Here is a 26,612-nt window from a genome sequence, read left to right as displayed (position 1 = left end):
CCCGCGCGGTGTTGCGAGCGGTGCCGATCACCTCGAAGCCCGCCGCGGCGAAGGCGCGGGCCGTCTCCTTGCCGATCCCTGACGAGGCACCTGTCACGAGTGCCACCGGCCGAGTTGCCGCCATCACGAGCTCCCTTGGTTTTGACATACGTCCGTATGTCTTACGGTCGTATGTCTTATGTTCGTACGACCATAAAGTGATCGCCGGTCGATGGCAAGTGGTCACGTCCGGCGATTTGAGGAGGATCCGGCAAACGTGGGTGCGGTACGGGAAAGATCACGGGCGGACGATGAGCCGGAACCGCCGGCTGAGCTTCTGTGCATGGTCTCTTTTTGGCCCGCTTTGCTGATTTTTCTACCTACATGTCCTCCTGGCTGCCGCGTCGGCGAACCCCGAGCTCCGGTCCTGCGTGCATCGCAAGAGACCCCTACCGCCAGGAAACAAGGGGCGGCCTGTCATGACAGGCCCCGCGACACAGCGCACGTAGCCCCCACGAGCTGACGCAGCGAGCCGAACGGTCCAATCGCCCTTGTGCCCCTCGTCGAAGATGCGCAGGGCTGGATTTTCAACAGCGTTTCTACAAGCCGCGGCCGTTCTCCCCCGCGACCCAGTGCCCCGGCGCGGGGTCGTCCGGCAAGTCAGTGGCTGCGCGACGACTCGGGAAAATGCCCAGATCACCGCCCGAGCGGCAACGGATCAGTACGCGGCCGCCGGACCACCAGCCCACGAGCGCCCGGTAGTCGTCCCACTTGGACTCCGCCGCATGATCCAGGGCGAGTACGAAGGGCGCAGCTGACCGTAAGTCCCGTCCGGTGCAGACATGCTGATCGTCACGGTTGCCGCCCTGTGGGGCTGCAGAAGCCCGACCCTGATCAGGCAGGCTTGTTCCTGCCCAACGGAGACGCCTCGACGGAGCAGCCGGAGCGATCAATCACGCGGTGGGGAGTCCCGGAAACCGGCCGCGGGCGGGATCGCGGGGGACGGTCATCCCCGGCCGCGCGACTCTCTGGCAGGGCCGCCTCCATCTGGTGCTGTCGCAGGCGTACTTGGTGCCGGCGTCAATTCTTGGCGGCGTCGGCTCCCGCCACGGGCGGCCTGCCGCCCAGCCCCGGAACCAGCACTGCCGCCACCGCCAGGTGCATCAGAGCGAGGGAGACCCGGGTGCCGCTGTCCATGCCGTCGCCGATGAACGGCAGGAAGGAAGCGGCCAGTACGGTGCCGGCCACCCCGGTCCAGATGGCGCGGGCGCGCCGCGCCCCGAACCGCTCCAGGGCGGCCAGCAGTCCCCAGCCGGAGAGCGACGCGAGCAGTGCGACGACGCCCACGGGCACGGCGCCGATGTCGAGCGTCTGCTCGCCGCCGGCGATCCGCAGCCGGTGCCCCAGCAGTGGGTTCGCGACCAGCCACACCAGGACGGGGGCCAGGACGGCCAGGGTCGTAGCCCCCAGGCGCCTTCTCCGCGGGCTCACTTGGCGCCCTGTGAGAGCGCGCCGTGCAGGAAGACCTCCACCAGCTCCTGCGAGGTCAGGTCGGGCTCGTCCTCCGTACGCGGCTGGGTGAAGAGCAGCCCGAAGAAGAGGGCCGCGATCTGCTCCGGCGGTCGGCGCAGGGCGGCCTTGTCGGGCTCCAGGAGCTCCGCGAGGGCCGAGCGGATACGGGTCGTCGACTCGGTGCGGCCCGCGCCGCGCACCGTGCCGGGGTGCTTGCCGCCGCGATGCCCCAGCGAGCCGGCGATCGCACCCATCCTGGACAGGTGCGCCTGCAGCGCCTCGGCCGCCTCCGCGAGCCGGTCGGGCAGCGGCTGGGATACGTCGATCGCGTCGAGTTCGCGGACCGCGTGCTCGGGGGAGAGCGCCTCGGCCATGCAGGCCTGCAGCAGCTCGTCCTTGTCGGCGAAGACCCGGAAGATCGTTCCCTCGCCGATGCCTGCGGCGCGGGCGATCTTCGCAGTCGTCACTGCGGCGCCGTACTCGGCGATCAGCGGGATCGCGGTCTGGATGATCATCGCGCGCCGCTGCTCCGGCGACATGCCGGGGGCGCGGCGGCGGGTGGTCTGGTTCTCCTCAGGTGCTGTCATGACTCCGAGGGTACGGAGTGAGTACTCACTCCGTCAATGAGTGAGTACTCACTCCGCTCGACTTTCCTGGACCCGGCCGCTTGTCGTTGGCGGCCCACCAAGATCCACAACCATGGCTGGAGTATTGGCGGCCGCGAGTTGGAACAGTTCCGGTACTCCGTGGATCTGCTGATAGGGCTGGAAGCGGGGGAGCAGGTCATGGACGAGAGAGACGCACCGTCGTGCATTGATACGACGCGCGAGGTGCAGTGAGCCTCCGCCAACTTGAAGGCGCGGGTCGAAGGGCTGTTGTGACCCGTACTCGGCGGACTCACCCTGGTCGTGGGCGGCAGTCCGCGGAGAAGATCGTTCGTCAGGAGCCGCTCTCCTTGGAGCTCGTGACGCGATCACGATCCGGTCTTCTTGAGGCGAGTGCAGCAGACGAAGCTGCAAGCCGACGGGATGAAGGCGTCGTGGAGTTCGGTATGTCGCTCCCAGCGGACCGCGAGGCGTTTGAACTGGTGGAGCGGGGCGATCTGTTCGGCGACTGGCGGAGCTTGCCCAGGCCCTTGATGTTCGGGGAGCCCTTGTGGGAGATCAGCGCCTGAATGCAGCGGCGTCGCAGTTCACCGCGCACAGTCTTCGAGTCGTACGCCTTGTCGCGGGTCGTCGGCGATGCCCGCCCCGAAGGCGCGGTGTCCTTCGGGGCGCGCGGCAGGGGTTCGGGTTCAGGCGTTGTAGCCGCCGTGGGCGTCCAGCACCGCGCCCGTGACGTACGACGCGGCAGGGCTCGCCAGGAAGGCGATCGCCGCGGCGATTTCGCCGGGGTGCCCCATGCGTTGCAGGGACAGCGAGCTGACCAGGGCCTTGAGGGTTTCGGGGTCCGGCGGTTGCATGCCGCCCTCCATCAGTCCGGCCTCCACGACGTTGGCCGTGATGTCCCGGGGCCCGAGGTCGCGTGGGACGCCCATGGTGTACCTCTCGATCCCGGACTTGGTCGCCGAGTAGTCGGCAAGGCCGGGGGCACCGACCCGGGAGCCCAGTCCGGAACTCACCGTGACGATGCGGCCGCCCGTGCGCAGCACTCGGGAGGCGGCACGGATGACGGCGATCACGCCGAGGTAGTTGGTGGCGTGCATCCGGTCCAGTGCGGCGATGTCGGCATCCGGGTCGTCCACCGTGCCAGCCATCGAGATCGCCGAGTTGTTGACGAGGATGTCCAGGCCGCCGAAGTGCGCGACCACGTCGTCGATCAGCGCCGGCGGGGGCTGCCTGTCCGCGATGGGCGGGCACCTCAGGCGAGTGAGGTCCACACGCTCTTGACCTCCGTGTACGCATCGATGGCTCCGCTGCCCATCTCCCGGCCCCAGCCGCTGGCCTTGAACCCGNGCTGCCTGTCCGCGATGGGCGGGCACCTCAGGCGAGTGAGGTCCACACGCTCTTGACCTCCGTGTACGCATCGATGGCTCCGCTGCCCATCTCCCGGCCCCAGCCGCTGGCCTTGAACCCGCCCCAGGGGGCGGAGGCGTCCACGGGGTTGGGCATGTTGATGAACACCGTGCCCGCGCGGATGGAGCCCGCCACGCGGTGCGCCGCACCCACGTCGCGGGTCCATACGGCCGCCGCCAGGCCGTACTCGGTGTCGTTGGCGCGGGCGACGGCCTCGTCCTCGTCGTCGTATGGCAGGACGGACAGCACGGGGCCGAAGATCTCCTCGCGGGCGATGCGCATGTCGTCACGCACGCCCGTGAACACGGTCGGCTGGTAGAAGAAGCCCGGCAGGTCGTCGACGGGGGACCCGCCGGCGAGCAGCTGGGCGCCTTCCTCGACCCCGCTGCGCACCAGTGCGTGGACGTGTTCACGGTGTTCGCCGGTGACCAGAGGTCCGAGTCCGGTGTCGGGCGCGCTGCCCGCNGGGACCCGCCGGCGAGCAGTTGGGCGCCTTCCTCGACCCCGCTGCGCACGAGTGCGTGGACGTGGTCACGGTGTTCGCCGGTGACCAGGGGGCCGAGTTCGGTGTCGGGCGCGCTGCCCGCGCCGAGTCGCATCCCGCTGACGGCCTTGGCACAGCGTTCGGCGAACTCGTCGGCGAGGGAGCGGTGGACGAGGAACCGGGTGTAGGCGGCGCACACCTGGCCGCTGTTGAGGAGCGCGCCCTGAAGGCAGCCCGTCACGGCCGCGTCCAGGTCGGCGCCGGGCAGGACGAGGCTCGGTGCCTTGCCGCCGAGTTCGAGCGAGACCCGCTTGAGGTTGCCCGCGGAGGCCCGGACGATGTCCTTGCCGGTCTCGGTCGAACCGGTGAAGGAGACCTTGTCCACGCCGGGGTGCTCGACCAGGGCCCGGCCGGCCTCGGGGCCGCCGGTCAGCAGGTTGATGACGCCGTCCGGCACACCGGCTGTCCGGCACAACTCGACGAGCCGCACCGTGGTCATCGGGGTCTGTTCCGCGGGTTTGACGATCACGGTGTTCCCGCAGGCGAGGGCCGGTGCGATCTTCCAACTCGCGATCATGAGGGGGAAGTTCCACGGGGTGATCAGCGCGCACATGGGGGATGCGCTGATGGCGAGTAACGCCTCGCTGGGGACGAGAGTGCAGAGGTAGCTGCCCCGCATGCGGTGCAGGTGGTGGATGACCAGCTGATCGAGGAGTTGGTGGGCCGCGCTCAGGCGGAAGGACGGCAGTTGACCGGCGAGGGTCTGCTGCAGCAACTGACGAAGCGGCTCCTGGAGTCGGCTCTGGAGGGCGAGGTCATCGACCACTTCGGCTATGACCGGCATGATCTGGTAGGCAAGAACGGCGGCAACTCCGTGTTGACCCGGATGCCGGGGAACGGGGCAAGGAAGGCCTGCGGGATGAAGCCGAAGAATCCGGGGGCGTCGCCGCCCGTGTAGAAGCGTTACCTGTCCGCCTTCGTCCCTGGCCGCGCGGTACGGACCTGCCCGCCGAGCTCGACCGCCGCGAAAAGTGCCGCGCCCAACTGCAGGCCGCCCGCGCAAAAATCGAGTTCGAGGCCGCCCGCAAAGCCCGCAGGCCTGCCGAGGACAAGAACGCCGCCGCCAGGACCGCGCCGGCAACAGCGACGAGCAGGCCGTCATCGCTGCCGGCAGGAAAGCCGCCGCCCAGGCCCGGCCAAGAGGCCCAGGCCAACTTCACCGACCCCGACTCGCGGATCATGAAGAGCTGAACCGCCCCGGGTTCGGTGAGATCTCGCAGAGATGCACCTACCGTCGGCGTCTTTTGCATAGGTCCGCTCGGGCTGGTGTCGACTCGCGCCGGGTGAATTCGTCTGGAAGAGAGCGCAAGGTCGAGACGTCTTCGCGATGGTTGATCGGACCGGAGCCTTCGGTGACGACCCCCACTCAGTGGGTGCAGAGCCCTTGCCCCTGCCCCGCTCTCGCGTGTATGTATTACAACCGTAAGAAGACTGATCGTAATATAACTGCACGGAGCCGCGGTCCTCGCGCCGTATCCGGTGAGGTCAGATGAAGACGACAAAGAGCATGAAGTGGATCGACGTACCCACCCGCACGATCGACGTCGGAGGGGTGCCGTTCGCCTACCGCGAACTCGGTCCGACCGGTGGGGTTCCGGTGGTGTTCCTGCACCACCTGATGGCTGTCCTTGATGACTGGGACCCGAGGATCATCGACGGCATAGCTGCCCGCCGCCGGGTGATCACGTTCGACAACCGAGGGGTCGGCGCATCCGGAGGATCCGTGCCGCCCGACCTCGAGGAGATGGGCCGCGACGCCGTCGCCTTCATCCGTGCGATGGGACTCGAGGAGGTCGATCTCCTCGGGTTCTCGCTCGGCGGCGGAGTCGCACAGATGGTGGCCCTGCAGGCCCCCGAGCTCGTGCGCCGGATCATTCTGGCCGGGACCGGTCCCCGCGGAGGCGGCGGCATCAAGGAGATCAACAAGGTCGCGGTCAGCGCATACGTCAAGTCCGCGCTCACCCTGAAAGACGCCAGGACGTTCCTGTTCTTCCCGCGCGACGCCGAGGGCAAGCGGGCCGCGAAGGACTACCTCACCCGACTCAAGGAACGCACTCAGAATCGCGACGAAAAAATCTCCCTGCAGGCTCGACGCGCGCAGCTGAAGGCCATCCGCGCGGCCGGACTGCACGAACCCGACGACCTGTCGGTGATCACCCAGCCGGTCTTCGTCGCAAACGGTGATCACGACCTCATGGTCGCGAGCAGCAACTCGGCCGACATGGCCCGCCGCATCCCGAACGCCCAGCTGAAGATCTATCCGAACTCCGGGCACGGCGGCGTATTCCAGCACCACCTGGAGTTCGTCCCCCACGTTCTGGAGTTCCTCCGTGACTGACAGGTCCGACGGCTCGATAGCCGGAAAGGTCGCCCTCGTCACCGGCGGCGGCCGGGGCCTGGGCGCTGCGACCGTGCGGTCCCTGACTGCCGCCGGTGCTCGGGTCTTCGTGATCGATCTGCACCGCCCGGCTGGCGGCGAGGCGATCGACGAGCGGGTCACCTACCTGGTCGCCGATGTGACGGACCTCGGCGACATGACCCGAGCGGTCGAGACCGTCGTCAGGGACGCCGGCCGCCTGGACATCGTGATCGCGAACGCAGGTGTACTCGGGCGGGGCGCGACCCTCCGGGCGGCTTCGACTGCGCTGGTCGATCGACTCTTCGACGTGAACGTCGGGGGTGCGCTCAACACGGTCCGTGCTGCCCTTCCGGGCCTCATCGACAACCGTGGTCGAATCGTACTGATCTCGTCGGTGTTCGCGTTCGTCAACGGGTCCGGTGCCATCCCGTACGCGATGAGCAAGGCAGCGGTCGAGCAGCTTGGCCGTGGACTGCGGGTCGAGCTCGCCGCTCATGGCGTCAGCGTCACGACCGCGTACTTCGCCGTGATCAACACAGACATGACCCGGCAGGGCCTCGACGAGGATCCAGTAGCCCAGGCACTGCTCGGCACCCAACCGAGGTTCCTGCGCAAGCGCATCAGCCCCGAGCAAGCGGCGCAAGCCGTCGTCGAGGGCTTGTGTCGCCGGGATGTGCAGGTGTTTCGTCCGCGCAGATGGACCGTGGTCTCGAAGGTCCGCGGCATCATCGCACCGCGGATGGACTCCACCCTGGCGCGGGATCGCACCGTCCAGAGCATCCTCGGCCGCCTCGACGCGCGGGAGGGCGAGGACTTCCTGACCACCTGATGTCAGGAAAAACGCGGTGCCCCGACTACGCACAGACCAGGAGTCATTGATGACGAGTTCGACCCGGAACGTGTCCGGCCTACTGACCCACACCGCGTCGGGATACCCGGCGCGCACGGCGATCGTCTCCGGTGGCGATCGGATCTCCTACGCGGAACTCGACGCGGCGTCGAACCGGGTAGCGAACCTGCTGGTCGAGCGCGGCGTTCGCCCTGGCGAGAAGGTCGCCCTGTCCTGCACGAACATCCCGCAGTTCACGACGATCTACTTCGGGATCCTCAAGGCCGGCGCGGTAGTCGTGCCGTTGAACGTGCTCCTCAAGGCGCGTGAGATCGCCTACCACCTCAACGACTCCGACGCGACGGCGTACTTCGCCTTCGAAGGCAGTCCAGAGCTCCCGATCGGGCGTGAGGCATGGTCGGCCTTTCAGGACGCCGATCGGGCCGCGCACTTCTTCCTCATCGGCAGCGGCGCATCTGTGGACGGCGTCACCCCGGACCAGATCTATGCTGCCGCTGTCGCCGGGCAGCCAGAGACGTTCGAGACGGTCGAGCGCGCCGACGACGACACTGCGGTCATCCTCTACACGTCCGGGACCACCGGGCAGCCCAAGGGTGCAGAACTCAGACACCGGAACGTGTACGACATCGCCAGAGCCGGTGTCCGGCTCTTCGAGTCGGACCCCGCGACACCCGACGTCTACCTGTGCGTCCTTCCGCTCTTCCATGCCTTCGGCCAGATGGTCATCCAGAACGGCGCAATCGGGTTCGGCGGCACACTCGTCCTGCAAGCGAGGTTCTCCGCCCGAGAGGCGCTGGAGCTCATGGGCGACCATGACGTGACGTTCTTCGGCGGCGTACCGACCATGTACTGGGGCCTGCTCGAGGCACTCGACGACAGCGTCGACGTCGCCCGACTGGCCGCCAACCTGCGCATCGCCGTGTCCGGTGGTTCCGCGCTTCCCGCGAAGATCCACCAAGAGTTCAAGAAACGTTTCGGTGTGACGATCCTCGAGGGCTACGGGCTCTCGGAGACGGTGGCCATCGCGTCATTCGCCACGTATGGCGAGGAGCCCCGTGTGGGATCGATCGGCCGGCCCATCCCCGGGGTCCAGATGAAGCTCATCAACGATGACTGGTCGGATGTGGAGGACGACCCCGGCGCGGTCGGGGAGATCGCGATCAAGGGCTACAACATCATGAAGGGCTACTACAAGCGCCCCGAGGCCACCTCGGAGACCATCAACCAAGGATGGTTCCGCACCGGAGATCTGGCTCGCAAGGACGCGGACGGCTTCTACTTCGTCGTCGACCGGTCCAAGGACATGATCATTCGCGGCGGGTTCAACGTCTACCCGCGCGAGCTCGAGGAGGTGCTCCTGGAGCACCCCGCGGTCTCCTTGGTCGCTGTGATCGGAGTTCCGCACCTAAGTCACGGGGAAGAGATCAAGGCCGTCGTCGTCAAGAAGGCCGGCGACAGTACGACTGAGGCCGAGCTGACAGCCTGGGGTAAGGAGCAATTCGCAGGCTACAAGTACCCGCGCATCGTCGAGTTCGTGGACGCCCTGCCCATGACCGCCACCGGGAAGATCCTCAAGCGCGAACTGTCCTAGAAGGCTCCGCAACTGTGTGCCGCGGTCGCCCGGTGCCCCTTCACCGACGGGCCGGCTTCGGCCGGCGGGCTCGGAATACGGGAGACCCTGGTCCTGGGGCGTCCTGACCCGCGAGGCCGTGCCCTTCTTGATGAACCCGGTGTCGTCGACGATCAGCACCCCTGCCGGATCCCCGTAACTGTTTTGCGCCCCTTGGTCGATCCCGTTCGAGTCTCTCGGCGACGTATGCCTGAAGGTCGTCGCGGATCTCGTCGGGATCCCAGCAGGCGTGGCTCAGGGAGTGGACGTCGTGATCTCCTCCGCGGGAGCGGGCAGTGTGCTGTCCGCGCTGAGCGCTGCCCGGCCGATGGTCCTGTTCCCGATGGGCCTGGACAAGCCCGTCAATGCCGCGCGGGCCGCCGCGGCGGGGCGGCCGTGCTCGTCGATGCCGCGAACCAGGTCGGCGACGCGGTCGCGCAGGTGCTGGCCGATCAGGCAGTGGCCGACGGCGCCGCGACGGTGGCCCAGGAGATCGCCCGAATGAACTCAGCCGACGACACGCTCGGGCTCCTGCTCAAGCGCCTTGGGTGACCAGCCTTCAGGGGCAACGACCTGAGAAGCACCTGTTGGGCCTCGCGCTTTCATGAAGCGGGCTGTCCGGGCAGGCGGCCGGGTAAGCGGGAAGTGCCTCTGACCGGCAATGCCGGCCCACCGCTTCCTTACTTGTGCGCCCTGCGCAGGGCAGCTCCCCGAGCCCGGACACCAGCTACAGCTGGGCGCAGGCCCTGGCAGCCAAGGGCTACGACGCGTACATCATGGACCTTCAGGGATCTGGGCTCTCCCCCCGCCCCGGAAATGCACGACCCGTGCAACGCAAATCCGGGCCGAATAGTCCGCCGGGGCAGGTGTCAGGGCGGAGGGGTCCGGTTCCGCGATCGGGGGAGCGGGAGTGATGGTCATCGGGTGCTCCCGTTATGGGTCGTCGAACGCCCACTCCGATTCCCCGTGTCACGCAGGTTCGGCCGTGGTGCCGCGCAGGACGAGGCGTGCGGTGAGGACCACCTCGCGGGGTTCGGTGCGGTCCTGGTCGAGGCGCTCGACCGCGGCGGTCACCGCGTGCCGGGCCTGTTCCTGGGCGCCTTGGCTGACCGTGGTCAGGTTGAAGCAGCTCAGCCGGGAGAGCGTGTCATCGTCGTAGCCGACGACGGATACCTGGCCCGGGACGGCGACGCCGGCACGGGTCAGGGCGGCCAGCACACCGATGGCGGACTGGTCGTTGAACGCGACGACCGCGGTGGGCAGGTAAGGGACACCGAGGAGGTGGCGGGCGGCGTGCTCGCCGGCAGCCTCGGTCTGGTCTCCGGTGAGAATCCGGATGTGCTCGCCCAGGCCGTGGCGGCGCATGGCGGTGCGGTAGCCGCGGCGCCGGTCGGTGGCGATGACACCCTTGCCGCCGTCGACGTAGACGATCTCCTGGTGGCCGAGACCGACGAGATGGTCGACGATCTGCCCCACGCCGTCGTCGTCCGCGGTCCGTACGACGTCCAGGGCGGTGTCGGCGATACGGCGGCCGACGGCGATGACGGGGGCCTTGTTGTCGAGAGCGGCGAGGATGTCGGCGGGCGAGGTCGGGCCGAGCAGGATCAGTGCCTCGCTGCGGAAAGCCAGCAGTGTCTCCACCGCGGTCTGTTCGTCGCGCGTGCGGGTGAGAGTGCTCAGGACGAGGTCGTAGCCGACCTCCTCGGCCGCGGTGTGCAGGTGCTCGACCAGTTCGGCATGGAACGGGCTGCGGATGTCGACCATGACACCGAGCAGCCGGCTGCGTCTGCTGGCCAGGGTGCTGGCGGTGCGGTCCACCTGGTAACCGAGGTCGGCAGCCGCCTTGAGGACACGCTGCCGGGTCCGCTCGCTGGGGCCGGGCACGCCGCGCAGTACCAGGGACACCGACGCCGTGGACACACCCACCCGCGCGGCCACGTCCTCCAACCGCGGACGCTTGTGCCCGCCGTTGCGGTGACGCAGGGAACCACTGTCGTCCACTTGTACCTCCGCGCGGCAAATCTCCTCGTGCAACACCCTTGACACGATCACGAAACAAGGCTGATAGTACCAGGACTTAAAGCGCTTTAAATTGTCCTGATGTCCTAAAGGGCCTCGGTCAGCGACAACGAGGCCTTACAACGGCCTCGGCACCTGGACATGGCCTCCTCGCTCCATCACCTGCTCCCGAGGCATTGATCGCCACTCCTCTCCAGCGGCCCACCCGAAATCCGCGAACCCCCTGTCCCACCATGCACAGTGAGGTGCACGCCCATGACCCGCACACCGCTTCCCCGCTCCCGCAGACTCGTCCCCGCAGTAGCGGTGGCCGCCGCGGCCGCCCTGACCCTCGCGGGCTGTTCCAGCAGCTCGGGCGGGAAGAAGGCCGAGGAGAGCGAGGCCGGCGTCTCCGCCGGCAAGGCCTCCACACCGCGCATGACGATCGCGATGATCACCCACGCGCCCTCCGGCGACACCTTCTGGGACACCATCCGCAAGGGCGCCGAAGCCGCCGCGGCGAAGGACAACATCAAGCTGATCTACTCCAACGACGAGAACGCCGGCGACCAGGCCAACCTGGTGCAGAACGCGATCGACCAGAAGGTCGACGGCATCGCGGTAACCCTCGCCAAGCCCGACGCACTGAAGGCTGTCGTCGCCGCGGCCGAGAAGGCCGGCATCCCCGTTGTCGGCCTCAACGCGGGCCTGAGCGTCTGGAAGCAGCAGGGCCTGCTGTCGTTCTTCGGCCAGGACGAGTCCGTCTCCGGCGAGGCCCTCGGCTCCAAACTCAACGGCACCGGCGCCAAGCACGCCCTGTGCGTGATCCAGGCCCAGGGCGACGTCAACCTCCAAGAGCGCTGCGACGGAGTGAAGAAGACCTTCAGCGGCAAGACGGACATCCTCTACGTCAACGGCACGGACATGCCGTCGGTGAAGTCGACCATCACGGCCAAGCTGAAGCAGGACTCCTCGATCGACGAGGTCGTCACCCTCGGCGCGCCGATCGCGCTGACCGCCACGCAGTCGGTGTCCGAGTCGGGCGGCAAGGCGAAGGTCGCGACCTTCGACCTGAACAAGGCCCTGGTGTCCGCCATCGAGAAGGACACCATCCAGTTCGCGGTCGACCAGCAGCCCTTCCTGCAGGGCTACCTGGCGGTCGACTCCCTCTGGCTCTACAAGACCAACGGCAACTTCAGCGGCGGCGGCCAGCAGCCCGTGCTGACCGGCCCGGCCTTCGTCGACAAGTCCAACGTCGACGCCGTCGCCGAGTTCGCCGCCAAGGGAACCCGGTGATCAGCGTGACCCGACAGGCTGCGCCGGCGGTGACCACACCGCCGGCCTCCGGCCCGAAGCAGACCGACGGCCGGACCGCTGAACGTCCGCTGGCCGTACGCCTGTTGGCCCGCCCCGAGATAGGCGTCTTCCTCGGCGCCCTCGCGGTGTGGGTGTTCTTCCTGGTGGCCGCTCCGCCGGTGCGCGACGGCGACTCGATGGCGAACATCCTGTACCAGTCCTCCACCATCGGGATCATGGCGCTGCCGGTGGCGCTGCTGATGATCGGCGGCGAGTTCGACCTCTCGGCCGGTGTCGCGGTGATCACCTCGGCGCTCACCGCGGCCATGCTCAGTTTCCAGCTGACCACGAACGTCTGGGTCGGTGTGATCGCCGCGCTGGTCGTGTCCCTGGCGGTCGGCTTCTTCAACGGCTGGCTGCTGGTGAGGACCGGCCTGCCGAGCTTCCTGGTCACGTTGGGCACCTTCCTGATCCTCCAGGGCGCCAACCTCGCGGTCACCAAGCTGATCACCGGCAACGTGGCCAGCGACGACATCAGCGACATGGACGGCTTCCATCAGGCCCGGGAGCTCTTCGCCTCGTCCTTCGCGGTGGGCGGTGTCCAGGTCAAGATCACCGTCGTGTGGTGGCTGGTCTTCGCGGCGTTGGCGACCTGGGTGCTGCTGCGTACCAAGTACGGCAACTGGATCTTCGCGGTGGGCGGCAACAAGGAGTCCGCGCGGGCCGTCGGTGTGCCCGTGACCTTCACCAAGATCTCGCTGTTCATGCTGGTCGGTTTCGGTGCCTGGTTCGTCGGGATGCACCAGCTGTTCTCCTTCAACACCGTCCAGTCCGGCGAGGGCGTGGGCCAGGAGCTCATCTACATCGCCGCGGCGGTCATCGGCGGGTGTCTGCTGACCGGCGGCTACGGCTCGGCGATCGGCCCCGTCTTCGGCGCCTTCATGTTCGGCATGGTCCAGCAGGGCATCGTCTACGCCGGCTGGAACCCCGACTGGTTCAAGGCCTTCCTCGGCGTGATGCTCCTCGGCGCCACCCTCATCAATCTGTGGGTCAGCCGCGCGGCGACCCGGAGGTGACCCACCCCATGACGACGACCCACGACAACACCCTCACCAAGGACACGAAAGCCCAGGACGACGCCCCCGTCGTCGAGCTGAAGGCCGCGGGCAAGTCTTACGGCAACATCCGCGCCCTGCACGGGGTGAGCCTGGGCGTCCACCCGGGCCAGGTGACGTGCGTACTCGGCGACAACGGCGCCGGCAAGTCCACCCTCATCAAGATCATCTCGGGGCTGCACCAGCACACCGAGGGCGAGTTCCTCGTCGACGGCGAACCGGTGCGCTTCTCCACCCCGCGTGACGCGCTGGGCAGGGGCATCGCCACCGTCTACCAGGATCTGGCGACCGTCCCGCTGATGCCGGTGTGGCGCAACTTCTTCCTCGGCTCCGAGATGACCCGCGGTCCCTGGCCCGTGCGCCGTCTCGACATCGAGAAGATGAAGAAGACCGCCGACGAAGAACTGCGCAACATGGGCATCGTCCTGGACAACCTGGAACAGCCCATCGGCACCCTCTCCGGCGGCCAGCGCCAGTGCGTCGCCATCGCCCGCGCCGTCTACTTCGGCGCCCGCGTCCTCATCCTCGACGAGCCCACCGCCGCTCTCGGCGTCAAGCAGTCCGGTGTGGTGCTGAAGTACATCGCCGCCGCCCGCGACCGCGGCCTGGGCGTCATCTTCATCACCCACAACCCGCACCACGCCTACATGGTGGGCGACCACTTCAGCGTCCTGCGCCTGGGCACCATGGAACTCTCCGCCGAGCGCAGCCAGATCACGCTCGAGGAGCTCACCAACCACATGGCCGGCGGCACCGAACTCGCCGCACTCAAGCACGAGTTGTCCCAGGTCCGCGGCCTCGACGTCGAGGAACTCCCGGAAGCGGAAGACCTCACCGCACCCCTGGCGGCCCCGCCCGAGGTCTCACCTCCCTGACAACGGCGTCGCCGCACGCGTACGGCGACAGCGACACTCCGCCCCGTCACCCTGATCCGAAGGCATTTCCCCATGAAGATCGCCCTCGACCCGTACATGATCCGTCACGTACCCCTCCTCGAACTGCCGTCCGTGGTGGCCGAGTTGGGCTACGAGTGGATCGAGCTGTCTCCCCGTGAGGACTTCATCCCCTTCTTCCGCCATCCGCGCGTGGACGACGCGACGGTGCGGAGGTTCCGTAAGGCACTGGACGCGGCGGGTGTCGGCATCACCTCGCTGCTGCCGCTGTTCCGCTGGTCCGGACCGGACGAGGACGCCCGGCAGGCCGCCGTACGGTACTGGAAGCGCTCGATCCAGATCGCCGCCGATCTCGGCGTGGACAGCATGATCTCGGAGTTCAACGGGCGCCCGGAGGACCCTGACCGCAGTGAGGCGCAGTTCTGGAAGTCGCTGGACGAGCTGCTGCCGGTGTTCGAGCGCGAGGGCGTCAAGCTGGCGCTGGAGCCGCACCCGGACGACTTCATCGAGAACGGCTACGACGCGATCAACCTGATCCGGGGCATCAACAACCCCGCTGTCACCTTCCTCTACTGCGCCCCGCACACCTTCCACATCGGCGACGACGCCCCCGGCATCATCAAGTACGCGGGCGACCTGCTCACCCACGTCCACCTGGCCGACGCCCTCGACCACACGGCGTCCTCGGGCAACCGTTACATCCTGAACCCGCCCGGCACAGCGGCCCGTATCCACCAGCACCTCGATATGGGGCAGGGCGAGGTGGACTTCGACGAACTCTTCCGTGAGCTGCGCGCGAACGGCTTCGACGGCACGCTGACCGCCTGCGTGTTCGCCTGGGAAGAACGCGCCAAGGAGTCCTCGGTGTTCATGCGCAAAAAGATCGACGAGTACCTGACCACCTGGTCGTGACGGGTCGCGGCCCAGCGGTCTGAAGCGCTTGAACTCGATCATCACCGGAGTCTCCGGAACGAAGGGAAACCAGAGAAATGCCGTTCGACGTGCTGACCATGGGCCGGGTGGGAGTGGACGTGTATCCGCTCCAGACGGGCGTGGGGCTGGCGGAGGTGACCTCGTTCGGCAAGTACCTGGGCGGCAGCCCGACGAACGTGGCCGTGGCCGCCGCCCGGTACGGCCACTCCGCCGCCGTGATCACCAAGACCGGCCGGGACCCGTTCGGGGACTTCGTCCGGCAGGCGCTGGAGGGGTACGGCGTCGACGCCCGGTTCGTGGGTACGTCGGACATCGCGCCGACGCCGGTGACGTTCTGCGAGATCTTCCCGCCGGACGACTTCCCGCTGTACTTCTACCGGCTGCCGAAGGCGCCCGACCTGGACATCGAAGCCGGTGAGCTGAACCTGGGCGCGGTGCGGGAGGCGCGTATCTTCTGGGTGACCGGTACGGGACTCAGCGAGGAGCCGAGCCGTTCGGCCACGCTGGCCGCGCTGGCGCACCGGGCGAAGGTGAGCACGACGGTCTTCGACCTGGACTGGCGGCCGATGTTCTGGGCGGATCCGTCCCTGGCATGCGCGTACTACGCCGAGGCGCTGCGGCACACCACGGTGGCGGTCGGCAACCTCGACGAGTGCGAGGTCGCCACCGGTGAGCGCGAGCCTCACGCGGCCGCCAAGGCGCTGCTGGCTGCCGGGGTGGAGCTGGCCGTGGTGAAGCAGGGGCCCAAGGGTGTGCTCGCCATGGACCGGGACGGGTCGGTCGCCGAGATCCCGCCGGTTCCGGTGGATGTGGTCAACGGGCTCGGCGCCGGTGACGCCTTCGGCGGCGCGCTCTGCCACGGCCTGCTCTCCGGCTGGGACACGCGCCGCACGGTGGCCTTCGCCAACGCGGCCGGTGCCATCGTCGCGGGCCGGCTGTCCTGCTCCGACGCCATGCCGACCGAGGCCGAGGTCGACACCAGGCTCCGCGAGGCAACCCCCGCTCCCACCGAACGAGAGGCGTGACGACGTGCTGTCCGACAACCTGAGCCGGATCGTGTCCGCCCGGGTGGGCGACCCCGGCGCCATCGCCGCGGCAGCCGCACGCCGTGTGAAAGCGTCTTCGCTGCTCGGCGAGCACGGCAAAGCCATGATCATCGCCGCTGACCATCCGGCGCGTGGCGCCAACGGCGTCGGGGGCGACCCCAGCGCCATGGCCGACCGCTTCGAGCTGCTGGACCGTCTGTGCGTCGCCCTGGAGCGGCCCGGCGTGACCGGTGTGCTGGCCACCGCCGACATCCTGGAGGACCTGCTGCTGCTCGGCGTCCTGGACGGCAAGAGCGTCTTCGGCTCGATGAACCGTGCCGGTCTTGCCGGGTCGGTGTTCGAGATCGACGACCGGTTCACCGGCTATGACGCCGCCACGATCGCCGCGATGGGCTTCGACGGCGGCAAGATGCTCACCCGTATCGCCCTCGACGACCCGGCGACCCCGTCCGTTCTGCAGAACACCGCACGCGCCGTCGACGAGCTCAACGATCGTCAGCTCGTCGCGCTGGTGGAGCCGTTCCTGTCGGGTTGGCAGGACGGGAGGATCAGCAACGACCTCTCCACCGACGCCGTGATCAAGTCGGTCAGCATCGCCTCGGGGTTGGGCCGTCGTACCGCCTACACATGGCTGAAGCTGCCCGTCGTGGACGACATGGAACGTGTCCTGGCGTCCTCCACCCTGCCCGCCCTTCTGCTCGGCGGCGAGGTCAAGGATGCCGAGGCGGCCTTCGCCTCCTGGGGCAAGGCGCTGAGACAGCCCACCGCGCAGGGCCTGGTCGTGGGCCGCTCTCTCCTCTATCCCGCGGGCGGCGACGTCGCCGGCGCGGTGGACAAGGCGGTGAGCCTGCTGTGACCGGGAGGAGTAAATACCACCTGCCCAGGGGGACTTCGGCCGACGGCCCCTACGACCTCCTGGTCACGCCCGAGTCGGCGGGCTGGGGATACTCCGGCCTCAGGATCCTGACTCTGGGACCGGGGGAGGCGCACGCCCTGTCCACTCATGACTGCGAGTTCCTGGTCCTGCCGCTGGCGGGCTCCGGCACCGTCACCACGGACGCCAAGACCTTCCAACTCGCGGGCCGGGCGGGCGTGTTCGCCTCGGTCACCGACTTCGCGTACTTGCCGCGCGCGTCGGAGGCCCTGATCAGCAGCGCAAACGGTGGAAGGTTCGCGCTGCCCTCCGCCCGTACCGAGCAGGGAGGTCACTCAGCTCGGTACGGGCGCAAGGAAGACGTGCCCGTCGAACTGCGCGGCGCCGGCGCCTGCTCGCGCCAGGTGAACAACTACTGCCTGCCCGGCACCTTCGACGCCGAGCAGCTGCTGGTGTGTGAGGTGCTCACGCCCGGCGGCAACTGGTCCTCCTACCCGCCGCACAAACACGACCAAGCCCGCCCGGGCGTCGAATCGGAGCTGGAGGAGATCTACTACTTCGAGGTCGCGGGCGAGAACGGCTTCGGCTACCTGGGGGTGCCCCCGCGCGAGCGAAGCCGAGCGTGGGGGAGGGTCTACGGCACCGAGGAACGGCCGATCGACGTGCTCGCCGAGGTCCGCTCCGGGGACACGGTGCTGATCCCGCACGGCTGGCACGGGCCCTCCGTCGCCGCGCCCGGCTACGACCTCTACTACCTCAACGTCATGGCAGGCCCCGGCCAGGACCGCGCCTGGCTGATCTGCGACGACCCCGCGCACGGCTGGGTGCGGACGACCTGGGAGTCCCAGGACATCGACGACCGGCTTCCCTTCGAAGGGCTCAACGCGCAATGAACACCGTCCGTCTCACCACCGCGCAGGCCCTGGTGCGCTTCCTCGCCAACCAGTACAGCGAGCGCGACGGCCAGGAACAGCGCCTGATCCCCGGCGTGTGGGGCATCTTCGGGCACGGCAACGTCGCCGGCATCGGGCAGGCCCTGCTCCAGGCCGCCACCACCCACGAGGCCGACCTGCCCTACTACCTGGCCCGCAACGAGCAGGGCATGGTCCACGCCGCGGTGGCCTACGCGAAGATGCGCGACCGGCTGGCGACCTTCGCCTGCACGGCGTCGACCGGGCCCGGCTCGACGAACATGATCACGGGTGCGGCGCTCGCCACCACCAACCGCCTGCCCGTCCTGCTGCTGCCGTCCGACATGTTCGCCACGTGCGCCGCCGACCCGGTGCTGCAGCAGCTGGAGGACACCCGCGGCGGGGATGTCACCGTCAACGACGCCTTCCGGCCCGTATCGAAGTACTTCGACCGCATCTCGCGTCCCGAACAGCTCGTCCCGGCCGCGCTTGCGGCCATGCGGGTCCTCACCGATCCGGTCGAGACCGGCGCCGTCACCCTCGCGCTTCCGCAGGACGTGCAGGCGGAGGCGTACGACTGGCCGGTCGCCTTCTTCCGGCGCCGGGTGTGGCATGTGGGCCGCCCGGTACCGGAGCCGGCCGCGATCGAGCGTTCCGCGGCGCTGCTGCGGAACGCGAAGAAGCCGCTGATCGTCGCAGGCGGGGGCGCCGTGTACTCCGGCGCCGAGACCGAACTGCGAGCCTTCGCCGAAGCCACCGGCATCCCGGTCGCCGACACCCACGCCGGCAAGGGCGCCGTCCCCTGGGACCACCCCTGCGCGGTCGGAGGCATCGGCTCCACCGGCTCCTACGCGGCCAACGAGCTGGCTCGCGAGGCCGATGTCATTGTGGGCATCGGCACCCGCTACTCCGACTTCACGACCGCCAGCCACACCGTCTTCGGTAACCCAGATATCACCTTCGTCAACCTCAACGTCGCCCGCCTGGACGCCGTCAAGCACTCCGCCGAACCGCTGGTCGCCGACGCGCGGCTCGGCCTCCAGGCCCTCGCCGGAGCGCTCACGGACTGGGAGGTGGAGCCGTCGTATCGGCGGCGGACCCGTCAACTGATCGCACGGACCAGGGAGATCGAGGACGAGTGCTTCGCGCCCGGCCGCAACACCGGTGACCTGCCCGCCCAGACACAGATCCTGGGCGCCCTCAACGACGTCCTCGACGACCGGGCCGTGGTGATCAACGCGGCGGGATCGATGCCCGGTGATCTGCAGCAACTGTGGCGGGCCCGCGACCCGAAGGCCTATCACGTCGAGTACGCCTACTCCTGCATGGGCTACGAGATCGCCGCCGGCGTCGGCGCGAAGACGGCCGACCCGTCGCGCGAGGTCGTCGTCCTCGTCGGCGACGGCTCGTACCTGATGATGGCTCAGGAAATCGTGACCATGGTCTCCGAGGGCCTGAAAGTCATCATCGTCCTCGTCCAGAACCACGGCTTCGCCTCCATAGGCGCCCTCTCCGAGGCGCTCGGCTCACAGCGCTTCGGCACCAAGTACCGCTTCCGCAACGGGGATACGGGACAGCTCGACGGTGACGTACTCCCCGTCGACCTCGCTGCGAACGCCTCCTCCCTCGGCGCGGACGTCCTGCACGCCACGTCGGTGGAGGAGTTCCGGGCGGCGATGGAGAAGGCCAAGGCCGCCACCCGCACCACCGTCGTGCACGTGGAGACCGACCTGTACGGGCCCAACCCGCCCGGCCACGGCTGGTGGGACGTCCCGGTCAGCCAGACCTCCGCCCTCGACACCACGCGCACCGCCTACGACACGTACGCCGCCCACAAGCAGGCCCAGCGCCACTACCTGTAACACCCTCGTCCCTGAAGGAAACCCGCACCGTGACCACCATCCAGCACTGGATCAACGGCTTCCCCGCCCGGGGCGCCGCCACCTCCACCCAGCCGGTCTTCAACCCGGCCACCGGCACCGAGCAGGCGCAGGTCGTCCTCGGCACAGCCGCCGACGTGGACGCCGCCGTGCAGGCTGCCTCCGCCGCCTTCGAGACTTGGGCGGAGTCCTCTCTCACCCAGCGCACCCAGGTGATGTTCGCCTTCCGTCAGCTCCTCGTCGCGCACGAGGAAGAACTCGGCCGGATCATCTCCGCCGAGCACGGCAAGACCGTCGACGACGCCCGCGGCGAGATCACCCGCGGCCGGGAGGTCGTCGAGTTCGCCTGCGGCCTCGGCGACGTACTCAAAGGCTCCTTCTCCGACCAGGTCTCGCGCGGCGTCGACGTGCACAACTTCCGCCAGCCGCTCGGTGTCGTCGCGGGCATCACGCCCTTCAACTTCCCCGCGATGGTCCCGCTGTGGATGCACCCCATGGCCATCGCCACCGGCAACACGTTCATCCTCAAGCCCAGCGAGCGTGACCCGTCCGCCGCCAACTTCGTCGCCGAGCTCTACAAGAAGGCGGGCCTCCCGGACGGCGTCTTCAACGTCGTGCACGGCGGCAAGGACGCCGTCGACGCCATTCTCACCCACCCGGGGATCGAGGCAGTCTCCTTCGTCGGGTCGACCCCGATCGCCAGGTACGTGCACGAGCAGGCCACCGCGCACGGCAAGCGCGTCCAGGCCCTCGGCGGCGCCAAGAACCACGCCGTCGTCCTGCCCGACGCCGACCTGGAGTTCGCCGCCCACCACATCACCGCCGGCGCCTACGGCTCGGCCGGCGAACGCTGCATGGCCGTGTCGGTGGCCGTCGCGGTCGGCGGCGCGGCAGGCGCCCTGGTCGAGGTGCTGGAGCGCAAGGCCCGCGAGATCAAGGTCGGCCCCGGCGACGCCCCCGGCACCGAGATGGGGCCGCTCGTCACCAAGGCCGCGCAGGAACGCGTCGAGAACGCCGTCGGCACCGCCGCCGCCCAGGGCGCCACCGTCGTCGTCGACGGCCGCGGCCTGAAGATCGACGGACACGCGGAGGGCTTCTTCACCGGCCCGTCCCTCCTCGACCACGTCACCACCGAGATGGACGCCTACAAGGAGGAACTGTTCGGCCCGGTCCTGGCGATCGTCCGCGCCGAGTCCCTCGACCAGGCCATCGACCTCATCAACGCCAACCCCTACGGCAACGGCACCGCCCTGTTCACCGCCTCCGGCGAGGCCGCCCGCCGCTTCCAGCGCAAGATCAAGGTAGGCATGATCGGCATCAACGTCCCGGTCCCGGTCCCGATGTCGTACTACTCCTTCGGCGGCTGGAAGGACTCCCTCATCGGTGACTCGCCGATCCACGGTCCGGAAGGCCTCCGCTTCTACACCCGCCCCAAGGTCGTCACCACCCGCTGGCCGCAGCCCGCCCAGCAACTCTCCGCCGGTTTCAACTTCCCCACCTCCGACTGAGAGACGACCGCAGACCATTCGCCAGGAAGTCGCCACGGACGTCAGGGACGACGCACTCCAGGCCTTCCGTCGGCAGGTTCGCCGCCTGTTCCCTACTCCTTTGAAGGACACCGCCATGACCACGTCCGCCAAACCCCTCTCCGTCGCAGTGATCGGCGCCGGCATGGCCGGCCGCAGTCACGCTGCCGGATACCGCAACGTCAACACGGTCTTCGGGGCCGGTCTGCCGCCCGTCCGGCTGGCCGCGATCGCCGATGCCAACGCCGAACTCGGCGCCGACGCCGCCCGCCGCTACGGCTATGAGAAGGCTCTGCCGAGCTGGGAGTCCGTCGTCGAGGACCCGACGATCGACGCGGTCTCGATCGTCGTGGGAAATGATCTGCACCGTCCGATCGCGGAGGCGCTGATCGCTGCCGGAAAGCATGTGCTGTGCGAGAAGCCGCTGGCCGGGTCGTTCGAAGACGCCCGTGCCATGGCCGAGTTGGAGAAGGGTGCAGAGGTGGTGACGGCCGTCGGGTACTCCTTCCGGCGTTCGCCCGGCATCGCCGCGATCCGTGAGCATGTGCGTGCCGGTGAGCTGGGCGATCCGACGCTGTTCAGCGGTCGTTACTGGTGCGACTACGCGACCGACCCGAACGGGCCGCTGACCTGGCGGTTCAAGGGCGGCGCCGGTTCCGGTGCGCTCGGGGACATCGGCTCGCACATCATCGACGCCGCCGAGTACGTCGTCGGGCCCATCGCCTCGGTCTCCGGTGCCTTCTTGTCGACGCAGATCACCAAGCGGCCGCTGCCGCTGGGCGCGGTCGTCGGGCACAACGCCGCTCCCGTCTCCGACGAGGTGGGCGAAGTCGAGAACGAGGACACCGCTTCCTTCACGGCCCGTTTCGAGTCCGGTCTGGTCGGCACCTTCTCGGTGACGCGCACCGGCTTCGGCCTGCCCAACGGGCTCGCCTTCGATGTGCTGGGCGTGGGCGGGCGGGCCGCGTTCGACCAGCACCGGTCTGCCGAGTACCTCTTCGACGACGCGCAGCCCAAGGCCCGTACGCGCGGGGCCCGGCAGATCATCGTCGGCCCGCAGCTGCCGTACTTCGCGGGTGGTGTTCCGATGGAGGCGCCGGGTGTGGGCGCAAGCAACGCCGATCACTTCACCTACCAGGCACGGGCCTTCCTCGACCAGGTTGCGGGGGTCGCCGACGCGCGGCCGGCCTGCGCCACGTTCGCCGACGCGCTGCGGACCATGGAGATCATCCGTGCCGTTGTCGAGTCCTCGCGCAACGGTGGTGCCGCTGTCGACGTTCCGCCCGCCGCCTGACCTGCGCACGTATCCAAGGAGCACGAACATGGCCCTCAAGCTCGGTGCCTACACCGCTTGTCTGCACGACCGCGCCCTCGCCGAGGCGCTCGACATCCTCAAGGGGAACGGTCTGACGTCTGTCGAGGTCAACACCGGTGGCTTCATCCCCTCCCCGCACTGCCCGGTCGATCTGCTGCTGTCCTCGGCCACCGCGCGCGAGGAGTACCTGGCGGCCTTCGCCGACCGCGGGATGGAACTGACCGGCCTCAACTGCAACGGCAATCCGCTCAATCCGCTCCCGGGTGTCGGCCCCAAGCACGCCGACGACCTGCGTCGAACGATCCGTCTCGCGGGCCTGCTCGGCGTGAAGCACGTCGTGACCATGTCCGGTACGCCGGGCTCGGACCCCGACGCCAAGTACCCCTCCTGGGTCGTGAACCCGTGGGACGGCGTGTACATGGACGTCCTGGACTACCAGTGGGGCGTGGCCGTCGAGTTCTGGAAGGAGATCGACGCTCTGGCCCGGGAGAACGACGTCCGGGTGGCCATCGAGATGCACCCGCACAATCTCGTCTTCTCTCCCGTCACGCTGAAGCGGCTCGTCGACGAGGGAGGCCTGACGAATGTCGGTGCCGAGATGGACCCCTCCCACCTGATGTGGCAGGGCATGGACGTCGTCGCCTGCGTCAAGTGGCTCGGCCCGCTGGTCTTCCACGCCGCCGCCAAGGACGCGACGCTCTGCCCCGGCGCCGACATCCGCGGCGTGCTCGACACGTCGTTCACCCGCGTGCCGGCCGACGCGCCCGGCAAGGTGCCCACAGGGTACGGCTTCTGGTGCAACGCCTGGCCGGAGAACCCGGCTTGGAAGTTCGTCGCGGTCGGCCTCGGCAACGACGTCCCCTTCTGGACCGAGTTCCTGCGGGCCCTCGCCGAGATCGACCCCGACATGGCCGTGAACATCGAGCACGAGGACGCCGCCTACTCCCAGACCGAAGGGCTCGCCCTGGCCGCCAAGAACCTGCACAGCGCGGCGGCAGCCTTTTGACCAGGTCGTCATCCCCATAGAGCTGAACCAGGTCGGCGGCGTCCGTCGGACCACAGGGGGCAGTATCAGACAAGGGCCTGACCGGCTGCGTCCGAGCCGCGCGTGACAGGCGGTGGTGACGCTTCAGCGCAGGCCATTACCCTCTCTCGGGGCTCGATCCCTGGGATCCGGATAGCGTCCTGCTGAAGAGTCGTGCCGAGAGGGATTACTGAAGTCATCGGTACTGCAGCCGGGCCTGGCGCGGGACGGCGCCGAACCTGCCGGTGTGGAAGTCGCGGAACGCCTGCTCGATCTCGGCCCGGGTGTTCATGACCATGGGCCCGCCCATCGCGACGGGCTGTCGGATGGGTGGCCCACTGAAGGTAAGGATCTCGGTGGCGGCGTCGCCGTCATCGGTTCGCAGCCCGATGGCAGACAGGTCCGCGTCCGGAAGAGGATCGGACCAGGCCGTCTGCCCCGCGGTCACGGTGCGGCCTGCGATGCTCACGGCGCCGGCGAGCACGGTGAAGAACGCTCGGTCCTGGCCGGGCAGGGCGTGGTCGAGGCTCCGGCCGGGCTCCATGGTGATCACCGAGCCGGAGATCGGCCAATGGGTGAGTGCCGGGCCGGTCAGGCCGCCGGTGGCGCCGGAGATGAGGTCGATGTGGGCACCGTCGTGGTCGATGGCCGGCCGGCCGGCGGCAAGCAGGTCCTGGTAGCGGCTGTCGACCATCTTCTTGTCGGCCGGCAGGTTGACCCACAACTGCATGATGTGTGCGCGTTCATTGCGGAAGGCGAGTTCGCGGTGGATGATCCCGCGACCGGCGGTCATCCACTGGATGTCTCCAGCGGTCAGTGTGCCGCTGTTCCCGATGCTGTCGCCATGCTCCAACACCCCGTCCAGTACCAGCGTCACCGTCTCCAAGCCACGGTGCGGGTGCCACTCGAAGCCGGGCTCCGAAAACAGGTCGTCGACCAACACCAGGAAAGGGTCGGTCAGCGCCGGGGCCTGGGGAGAGAACATCAGGCTTTTGTCGTCGACCTGAGCGTCCGGACCGAGATGAATCCTGTCCTCGATCCGGGCAACGGTTCGGCGCGAGATCTGCTGCTGGGCCTGCATCATGTGCCTCCGCACAACCCGTGACGTTGACGTGTTGTGCGAGTCAAGCACCTTTTAGATGATGCGTCAACTGCTTGGCGACCATTGCGGTGAGACCAGACGGAGACGAGGACTCGGTGCCCGGTATCTGTAGGCCTGGCAGACGTTCTCCCAGATGGCGGTGGCGGTGGCGGTGGCGGTGGCGGTGGCGGTGGCGGTCGGTCGCGCGGGCGCGGCGCCGCCAGGGGCAGGCGCCTGCGCTCAGGTGCGGCCCGCGGCTTCGCTGGGCACATGTCATCAGCGGCGACCAAAAGCGGGGGTCTGCGCAAGGCAATTCGCGCGGAGCGGAGCACGGGTGCGGCTGGGCTTTCACACGGGTTCCTGACGCGGCAACAGGTCGGATGTATGTCACCGCCTCTGCCCATGAGCGGAGGTGCCGCACCGCATGCCCGACGTCGACCGGTGCCCGCGAGACCGTCCTGCTCTGGCCTGCCCCTGGACAAGTCTTACCTGGTCATGAGGGACGGAAGGGCATCCGGCACATGCCTTGGCCCAAGGTATTGTTGGGCCGTATGGGAGACGCCCGGTCAACATCGTCAAGGGACTTCCGTCCGGCTGTGGGCGGGAGTTGTACGCGGCTGATCGGTCGACGCCGTGAGCGCGAGGCCCTCGGCGCCCTCGTGGACGCCGTTCGTGCGGGGGAGAGTCGCGCCCTCGTCGTCAGTGGTGAGCCGGGCGTCGGCAAGACGGCACTGCTGGACTGGCTGGTTGACAGAACATCGGATGTCCGCATCGTGCGCGCCACCGGTGTCCAGGCGGAGATGGATCTGCCGTTCGCCGCGCTGCACCAGCTGTTGGCGCCCATGCTGGACCGGCTGGACCGCCTGCCGGTGCCGCAGAGCGACGCCCTGCGTACGTTCTTCGGTATCAGCCCGGGAAAGGCGCCGAATCGGTTCTTCGGGGGCTTGGCCGTCCTGGGCCTGCTTGCCGATGTCGCCGAGGAAGAGCCGCTGATCTGCGTCATCGACGACGAGCAATGGCTCGATCGCGCCTCGGCGCAGGTGCTCGCGTTCGTCGCCCGCCGCTTGGAGAGGGAGTCGGTCGGGCTCGTCTTCACCACGCGTCGGCCGAGCCGGGACCTGGCGGGTCTGCCGCAACTCGTCGTCGAGGGGCTGGGGGACGAGGACGCCCGTACACTGCTCGACTCGGTGGCTACCGGGCCGCTGGACGAACGGATCCGCGACCAGGTCATCAGCGAGACCCGCGGCAATCCGCTGGCCCTGCTGGAGCTGCTGCGTGGGATGTCGCCGGCGGAGATCGCCGGCGGCCTGGGGATACGGCGCGGTGCCAGGCCCCTGTCGAAGAAGATCGAGGAGAGCTTCCGGCGCCGGATCGACGCGCTCCCGATCGAGCTCCGACGCCTGCTGCTCCTCGCTGCCGTCGACCCCGTCGGCGATCTGGCGCTGCTGAACCGGGCGGCTGCGCTGCTCGGCATTCCGTGCGAGACCGTAACCGCCACCATTGAGACTGGCCTGATCGAGGTCCGCCCGCATGTACGGTTCCGGCACCCGCTGGTCCGCTCGGCGCTGACCAACTCCTCCTCACCGCAGGAAATCCGGGACGCACACCACGCACTGGCGGAAGCCACCGATCCCGAACAGGAGCCCGACCGCCGCGCCTGGCATCGCGCCCTGGCCGCGACGGGGCCCGACGAGGACATCGCCGAGGAACTCGAGCGTTCCGCCGACCGCGCACTGGCGCGCGGTGCCTCACCGCGACGGCGGCGTTCCTCGAACACGCCGCGATCCTGACACCGGATCCCGCGCGCCGCGCGCAGCGCATGCTCACGGCAGCCTGCGCCAAGCTCGACGCC

24 protein-coding genes and 4 pseudogenes are annotated in these 26,612 nt (G+C 68.6%); 19 read left to right on the top strand and 9 right to left on the bottom strand.

Annotated elements, in window-relative coordinates; all coding sequences use genetic code 11:
• The 3 genes from ACWBNA_RS28525 to ACWBNA_RS28515 form a co-directional block, all read right to left on the bottom strand.
• Positions 1-124 (bottom strand): SDR family NAD(P)-dependent oxidoreductase (locus tag ACWBNA_RS28525; protein WP_482707379.1); only part of this gene is annotated, 124 nt, incomplete at its 3' end.
• A 935-nt stretch (positions 125-1,059) separates the two neighbouring features.
• Positions 1,060-1,470 (bottom strand): DUF6069 family protein, encoded by a 411-nt coding sequence (locus ACWBNA_RS28520; RefSeq protein WP_482707364.1) that lies wholly within the window; start codon positions 1,468-1,470, stop codon positions 1,060-1,062.
• Positions 1,467-2,078, bottom strand: a complete 612-nt coding sequence (locus ACWBNA_RS28515) for a TetR/AcrR family transcriptional regulator (protein ID WP_482707363.1) — start codon at positions 2,076-2,078, stop codon at positions 1,467-1,469. Before ACWBNA_RS28515 ends, ACWBNA_RS28520 begins: the two co-directional genes overlap by 4 nt.
• A 464-nt stretch (positions 2,079-2,542) precedes the next feature.
• Here ACWBNA_RS28515 and ACWBNA_RS28510 point away from each other — a divergent pair, with 464 nt between their 5' ends.
• Positions 2,543-2,665, top strand: coding sequence for a hypothetical protein (locus ACWBNA_RS28510; RefSeq protein ID WP_482707362.1), 123 nt, complete (start codon positions 2,543-2,545; stop codon positions 2,663-2,665).
• 120 nt (positions 2,666-2,785) lie between these two features.
• Here ACWBNA_RS28510 and ACWBNA_RS28505 read toward each other — a convergent pair whose 3' ends face one another.
• The 3 genes and pseudogenes from ACWBNA_RS28505 to ACWBNA_RS28495 all read right to left on the bottom strand — a co-directional run.
• The gene (locus tag ACWBNA_RS28505) at positions 2,786-3,370 is read right to left on the bottom strand and encodes an SDR family NAD(P)-dependent oxidoreductase (protein ID WP_482707378.1); all 585 of its coding nucleotides are present in this window, start codon (positions 3,368-3,370) and stop codon (positions 2,786-2,788) included.
• Positions 3,371-3,473: 103 nt separating this feature from the next.
• Positions 3,474-3,938 carry an aldehyde dehydrogenase family protein gene (locus ACWBNA_RS28500; RefSeq protein WP_482707377.1) on the bottom strand — a complete coding sequence of 155 codons (465 nt, stop codon included), beginning with the start codon at positions 3,936-3,938 and terminating at the stop codon, positions 3,474-3,476.
• A 221-nt stretch (positions 3,939-4,159) separates the two neighbouring features.
• A pseudogene (locus ACWBNA_RS28495) lies at positions 4,160-4,567 on the bottom strand (aldehyde dehydrogenase family protein); the annotation flags it as partial.
• Positions 4,568-4,672: 105 nt separating this feature from the next.
• Between ACWBNA_RS28495 and ACWBNA_RS28490 the strand changes: the two are divergent.
• The 5 genes and pseudogenes from ACWBNA_RS28490 to ACWBNA_RS28470 all read left to right on the top strand — a co-directional run.
• A pseudogene (locus ACWBNA_RS28490) lies at positions 4,673-4,864 on the top strand (IS256 family transposase); the annotation flags it as partial.
• 116 nt (positions 4,865-4,980) lie between these two features.
• Positions 4,981-5,238 (top strand): annotated as a pseudogene (locus tag ACWBNA_RS28485) (IS5/IS1182 family transposase); the annotation flags it as partial.
• 301 nt (positions 5,239-5,539) lie between these two features.
• The gene (locus ACWBNA_RS28480; RefSeq protein WP_482707361.1) at positions 5,540-6,388 is read left to right on the top strand and encodes an alpha/beta fold hydrolase; all 849 of its coding nucleotides are present in this window, start codon (positions 5,540-5,542) and stop codon (positions 6,386-6,388) included.
• Positions 6,381-7,238 carry an SDR family NAD(P)-dependent oxidoreductase gene (locus tag ACWBNA_RS28475; protein WP_482707360.1) on the top strand — a complete coding sequence of 286 codons (858 nt, stop codon included), beginning with the start codon at positions 6,381-6,383 and terminating at the stop codon, positions 7,236-7,238. Before ACWBNA_RS28480 ends, ACWBNA_RS28475 begins: the two co-directional genes overlap by 8 nt.
• 49 nt (positions 7,239-7,287) lie before the next feature.
• A complete protein-coding gene (locus tag ACWBNA_RS28470; protein ID WP_482707359.1) occupies positions 7,288-8,850 on the top strand; it encodes a long-chain-fatty-acid--CoA ligase in 1,563 nt (520 codons plus the stop codon).
• A 57-nt stretch (positions 8,851-8,907) separates the two neighbouring features.
• Here ACWBNA_RS28470 and ACWBNA_RS28465 read toward each other — a convergent pair.
• A pseudogene (locus tag ACWBNA_RS28465) lies at positions 8,908-9,127 on the bottom strand (hypothetical protein); the annotation flags it as partial.
• Positions 9,128-9,264: 137 nt separating this feature from the next.
• On the opposite strand from ACWBNA_RS28465, the gene ACWBNA_RS28460 reads away from it, so the two are divergent.
• Positions 9,265-9,420, top strand: coding sequence for a hypothetical protein (locus ACWBNA_RS28460; protein WP_482707358.1), 156 nt, complete (start codon positions 9,265-9,267; stop codon positions 9,418-9,420).
• A 417-nt stretch (positions 9,421-9,837) separates the two neighbouring features.
• Here ACWBNA_RS28460 and ACWBNA_RS28455 read toward each other — a convergent pair whose 3' ends face one another.
• On the bottom strand, positions 9,838-10,869 hold the full coding sequence (locus ACWBNA_RS28455; RefSeq protein WP_482707357.1) for a LacI family DNA-binding transcriptional regulator: 1,032 nt from the start codon (positions 10,867-10,869) through the stop codon (positions 9,838-9,840).
• 273 nt (positions 10,870-11,142) lie between these two features.
• On the opposite strand from ACWBNA_RS28455, the gene ACWBNA_RS28450 reads away from it, so the two are divergent.
• The 11 genes from ACWBNA_RS28450 to ACWBNA_RS28400 all read left to right on the top strand — a co-directional run bounded on the left by ACWBNA_RS28450 (position 11,143) and on the right by ACWBNA_RS28400 (position 23,661).
• Positions 11,143-12,162: a substrate-binding domain-containing protein gene (locus ACWBNA_RS28450; protein ID WP_482707356.1), complete on the top strand. Its 1,020-nt coding sequence runs from the start codon at positions 11,143-11,145 to the stop codon at positions 12,160-12,162.
• A complete protein-coding gene (locus ACWBNA_RS28445; protein ID WP_482707376.1) occupies positions 12,162-13,238 on the top strand; it encodes an ABC transporter permease in 1,077 nt (358 codons plus the stop codon). Before ACWBNA_RS28450 ends, ACWBNA_RS28445 begins: the two co-directional genes overlap by 1 nt.
• A gap of 8 nt (positions 13,239-13,246) precedes the next feature.
• Positions 13,247-14,152: an ATP-binding cassette domain-containing protein gene (locus tag ACWBNA_RS28440; protein WP_482707355.1), complete on the top strand. Its 906-nt coding sequence runs from the start codon at positions 13,247-13,249 to the stop codon at positions 14,150-14,152.
• Between the two features lie 72 nt (positions 14,153-14,224).
• Positions 14,225-15,082, top strand: a complete 858-nt coding sequence (locus ACWBNA_RS28435) for a sugar phosphate isomerase/epimerase family protein (protein ID WP_482707354.1) — start codon at positions 14,225-14,227, stop codon at positions 15,080-15,082.
• A 77-nt stretch (positions 15,083-15,159) separates the two neighbouring features.
• Positions 15,160-16,128, top strand: a complete 969-nt coding sequence (iolC, locus tag ACWBNA_RS28430) for a 5-dehydro-2-deoxygluconokinase (protein WP_482707353.1) — start codon at positions 15,160-15,162, stop codon at positions 16,126-16,128.
• A gap of 4 nt (positions 16,129-16,132) precedes the next feature.
• Positions 16,133-17,005 carry a Cgl0159 family (beta/alpha)8-fold protein gene (locus tag ACWBNA_RS28425; RefSeq protein WP_482707352.1) on the top strand — a complete coding sequence of 291 codons (873 nt, stop codon included), beginning with the start codon at positions 16,133-16,135 and terminating at the stop codon, positions 17,003-17,005.
• Positions 17,002-17,916: a 5-deoxy-glucuronate isomerase gene (gene iolB / locus ACWBNA_RS28420; RefSeq protein WP_482707351.1), complete on the top strand. Its 915-nt coding sequence runs from the start codon at positions 17,002-17,004 to the stop codon at positions 17,914-17,916. Before ACWBNA_RS28425 ends, iolB begins: the two co-directional genes overlap by 4 nt.
• A complete protein-coding gene (iolD, locus tag ACWBNA_RS28415) occupies positions 17,913-19,796 on the top strand; it encodes a 3D-(3,5/4)-trihydroxycyclohexane-1,2-dione acylhydrolase (decyclizing) (protein ID WP_482707350.1) in 1,884 nt (627 codons plus the stop codon). The genes iolB and iolD overlap by 4 nt, the downstream gene beginning before the upstream one ends.
• A gap of 29 nt (positions 19,797-19,825) precedes the next feature.
• Positions 19,826-21,322 (top strand): CoA-acylating methylmalonate-semialdehyde dehydrogenase, encoded by a 1,497-nt coding sequence (locus ACWBNA_RS28410; RefSeq protein ID WP_482707349.1) that lies wholly within the window; start codon positions 19,826-19,828, stop codon positions 21,320-21,322.
• A gap of 115 nt (positions 21,323-21,437) precedes the next feature.
• On the top strand, positions 21,438-22,634 hold the full coding sequence (locus ACWBNA_RS28405; protein ID WP_482707348.1) for a Gfo/Idh/MocA family protein: 1,197 nt from the start codon (positions 21,438-21,440) through the stop codon (positions 22,632-22,634).
• A 28-nt stretch (positions 22,635-22,662) separates the two neighbouring features.
• Positions 22,663-23,661: a sugar phosphate isomerase/epimerase family protein gene (locus ACWBNA_RS28400; RefSeq protein ID WP_482707347.1), complete on the top strand. Its 999-nt coding sequence runs from the start codon at positions 22,663-22,665 to the stop codon at positions 23,659-23,661.
• A 214-nt stretch (positions 23,662-23,875) separates the two neighbouring features.
• Here the strand turns inward: ACWBNA_RS28400 and ACWBNA_RS28395 are convergent, their stop codons facing one another.
• Positions 23,876-24,760, bottom strand: coding sequence for a pirin family protein (locus tag ACWBNA_RS28395; RefSeq protein WP_482707346.1), 885 nt, complete (start codon positions 24,758-24,760; stop codon positions 23,876-23,878).
• A 380-nt stretch (positions 24,761-25,140) separates the two neighbouring features.
• Here ACWBNA_RS28395 and ACWBNA_RS28390 point away from each other — a divergent pair, with 380 nt between their 5' ends.
• Entirely contained in the window at positions 25,141-26,550 is a 1,410-nt protein-coding gene (locus ACWBNA_RS28390) for an ATP-binding protein (RefSeq protein ID WP_482707345.1), read from the top strand.
• Positions 26,551-26,612 lie beyond the last annotated feature (62 nt).

This window comes from Streptomyces sp. Q2 (assembly GCF_056820935.1).
The sequence above is the reverse complement of the archived record's forward strand: the minus strand, read 5'-3'. Positions and strand labels throughout refer to the sequence as shown.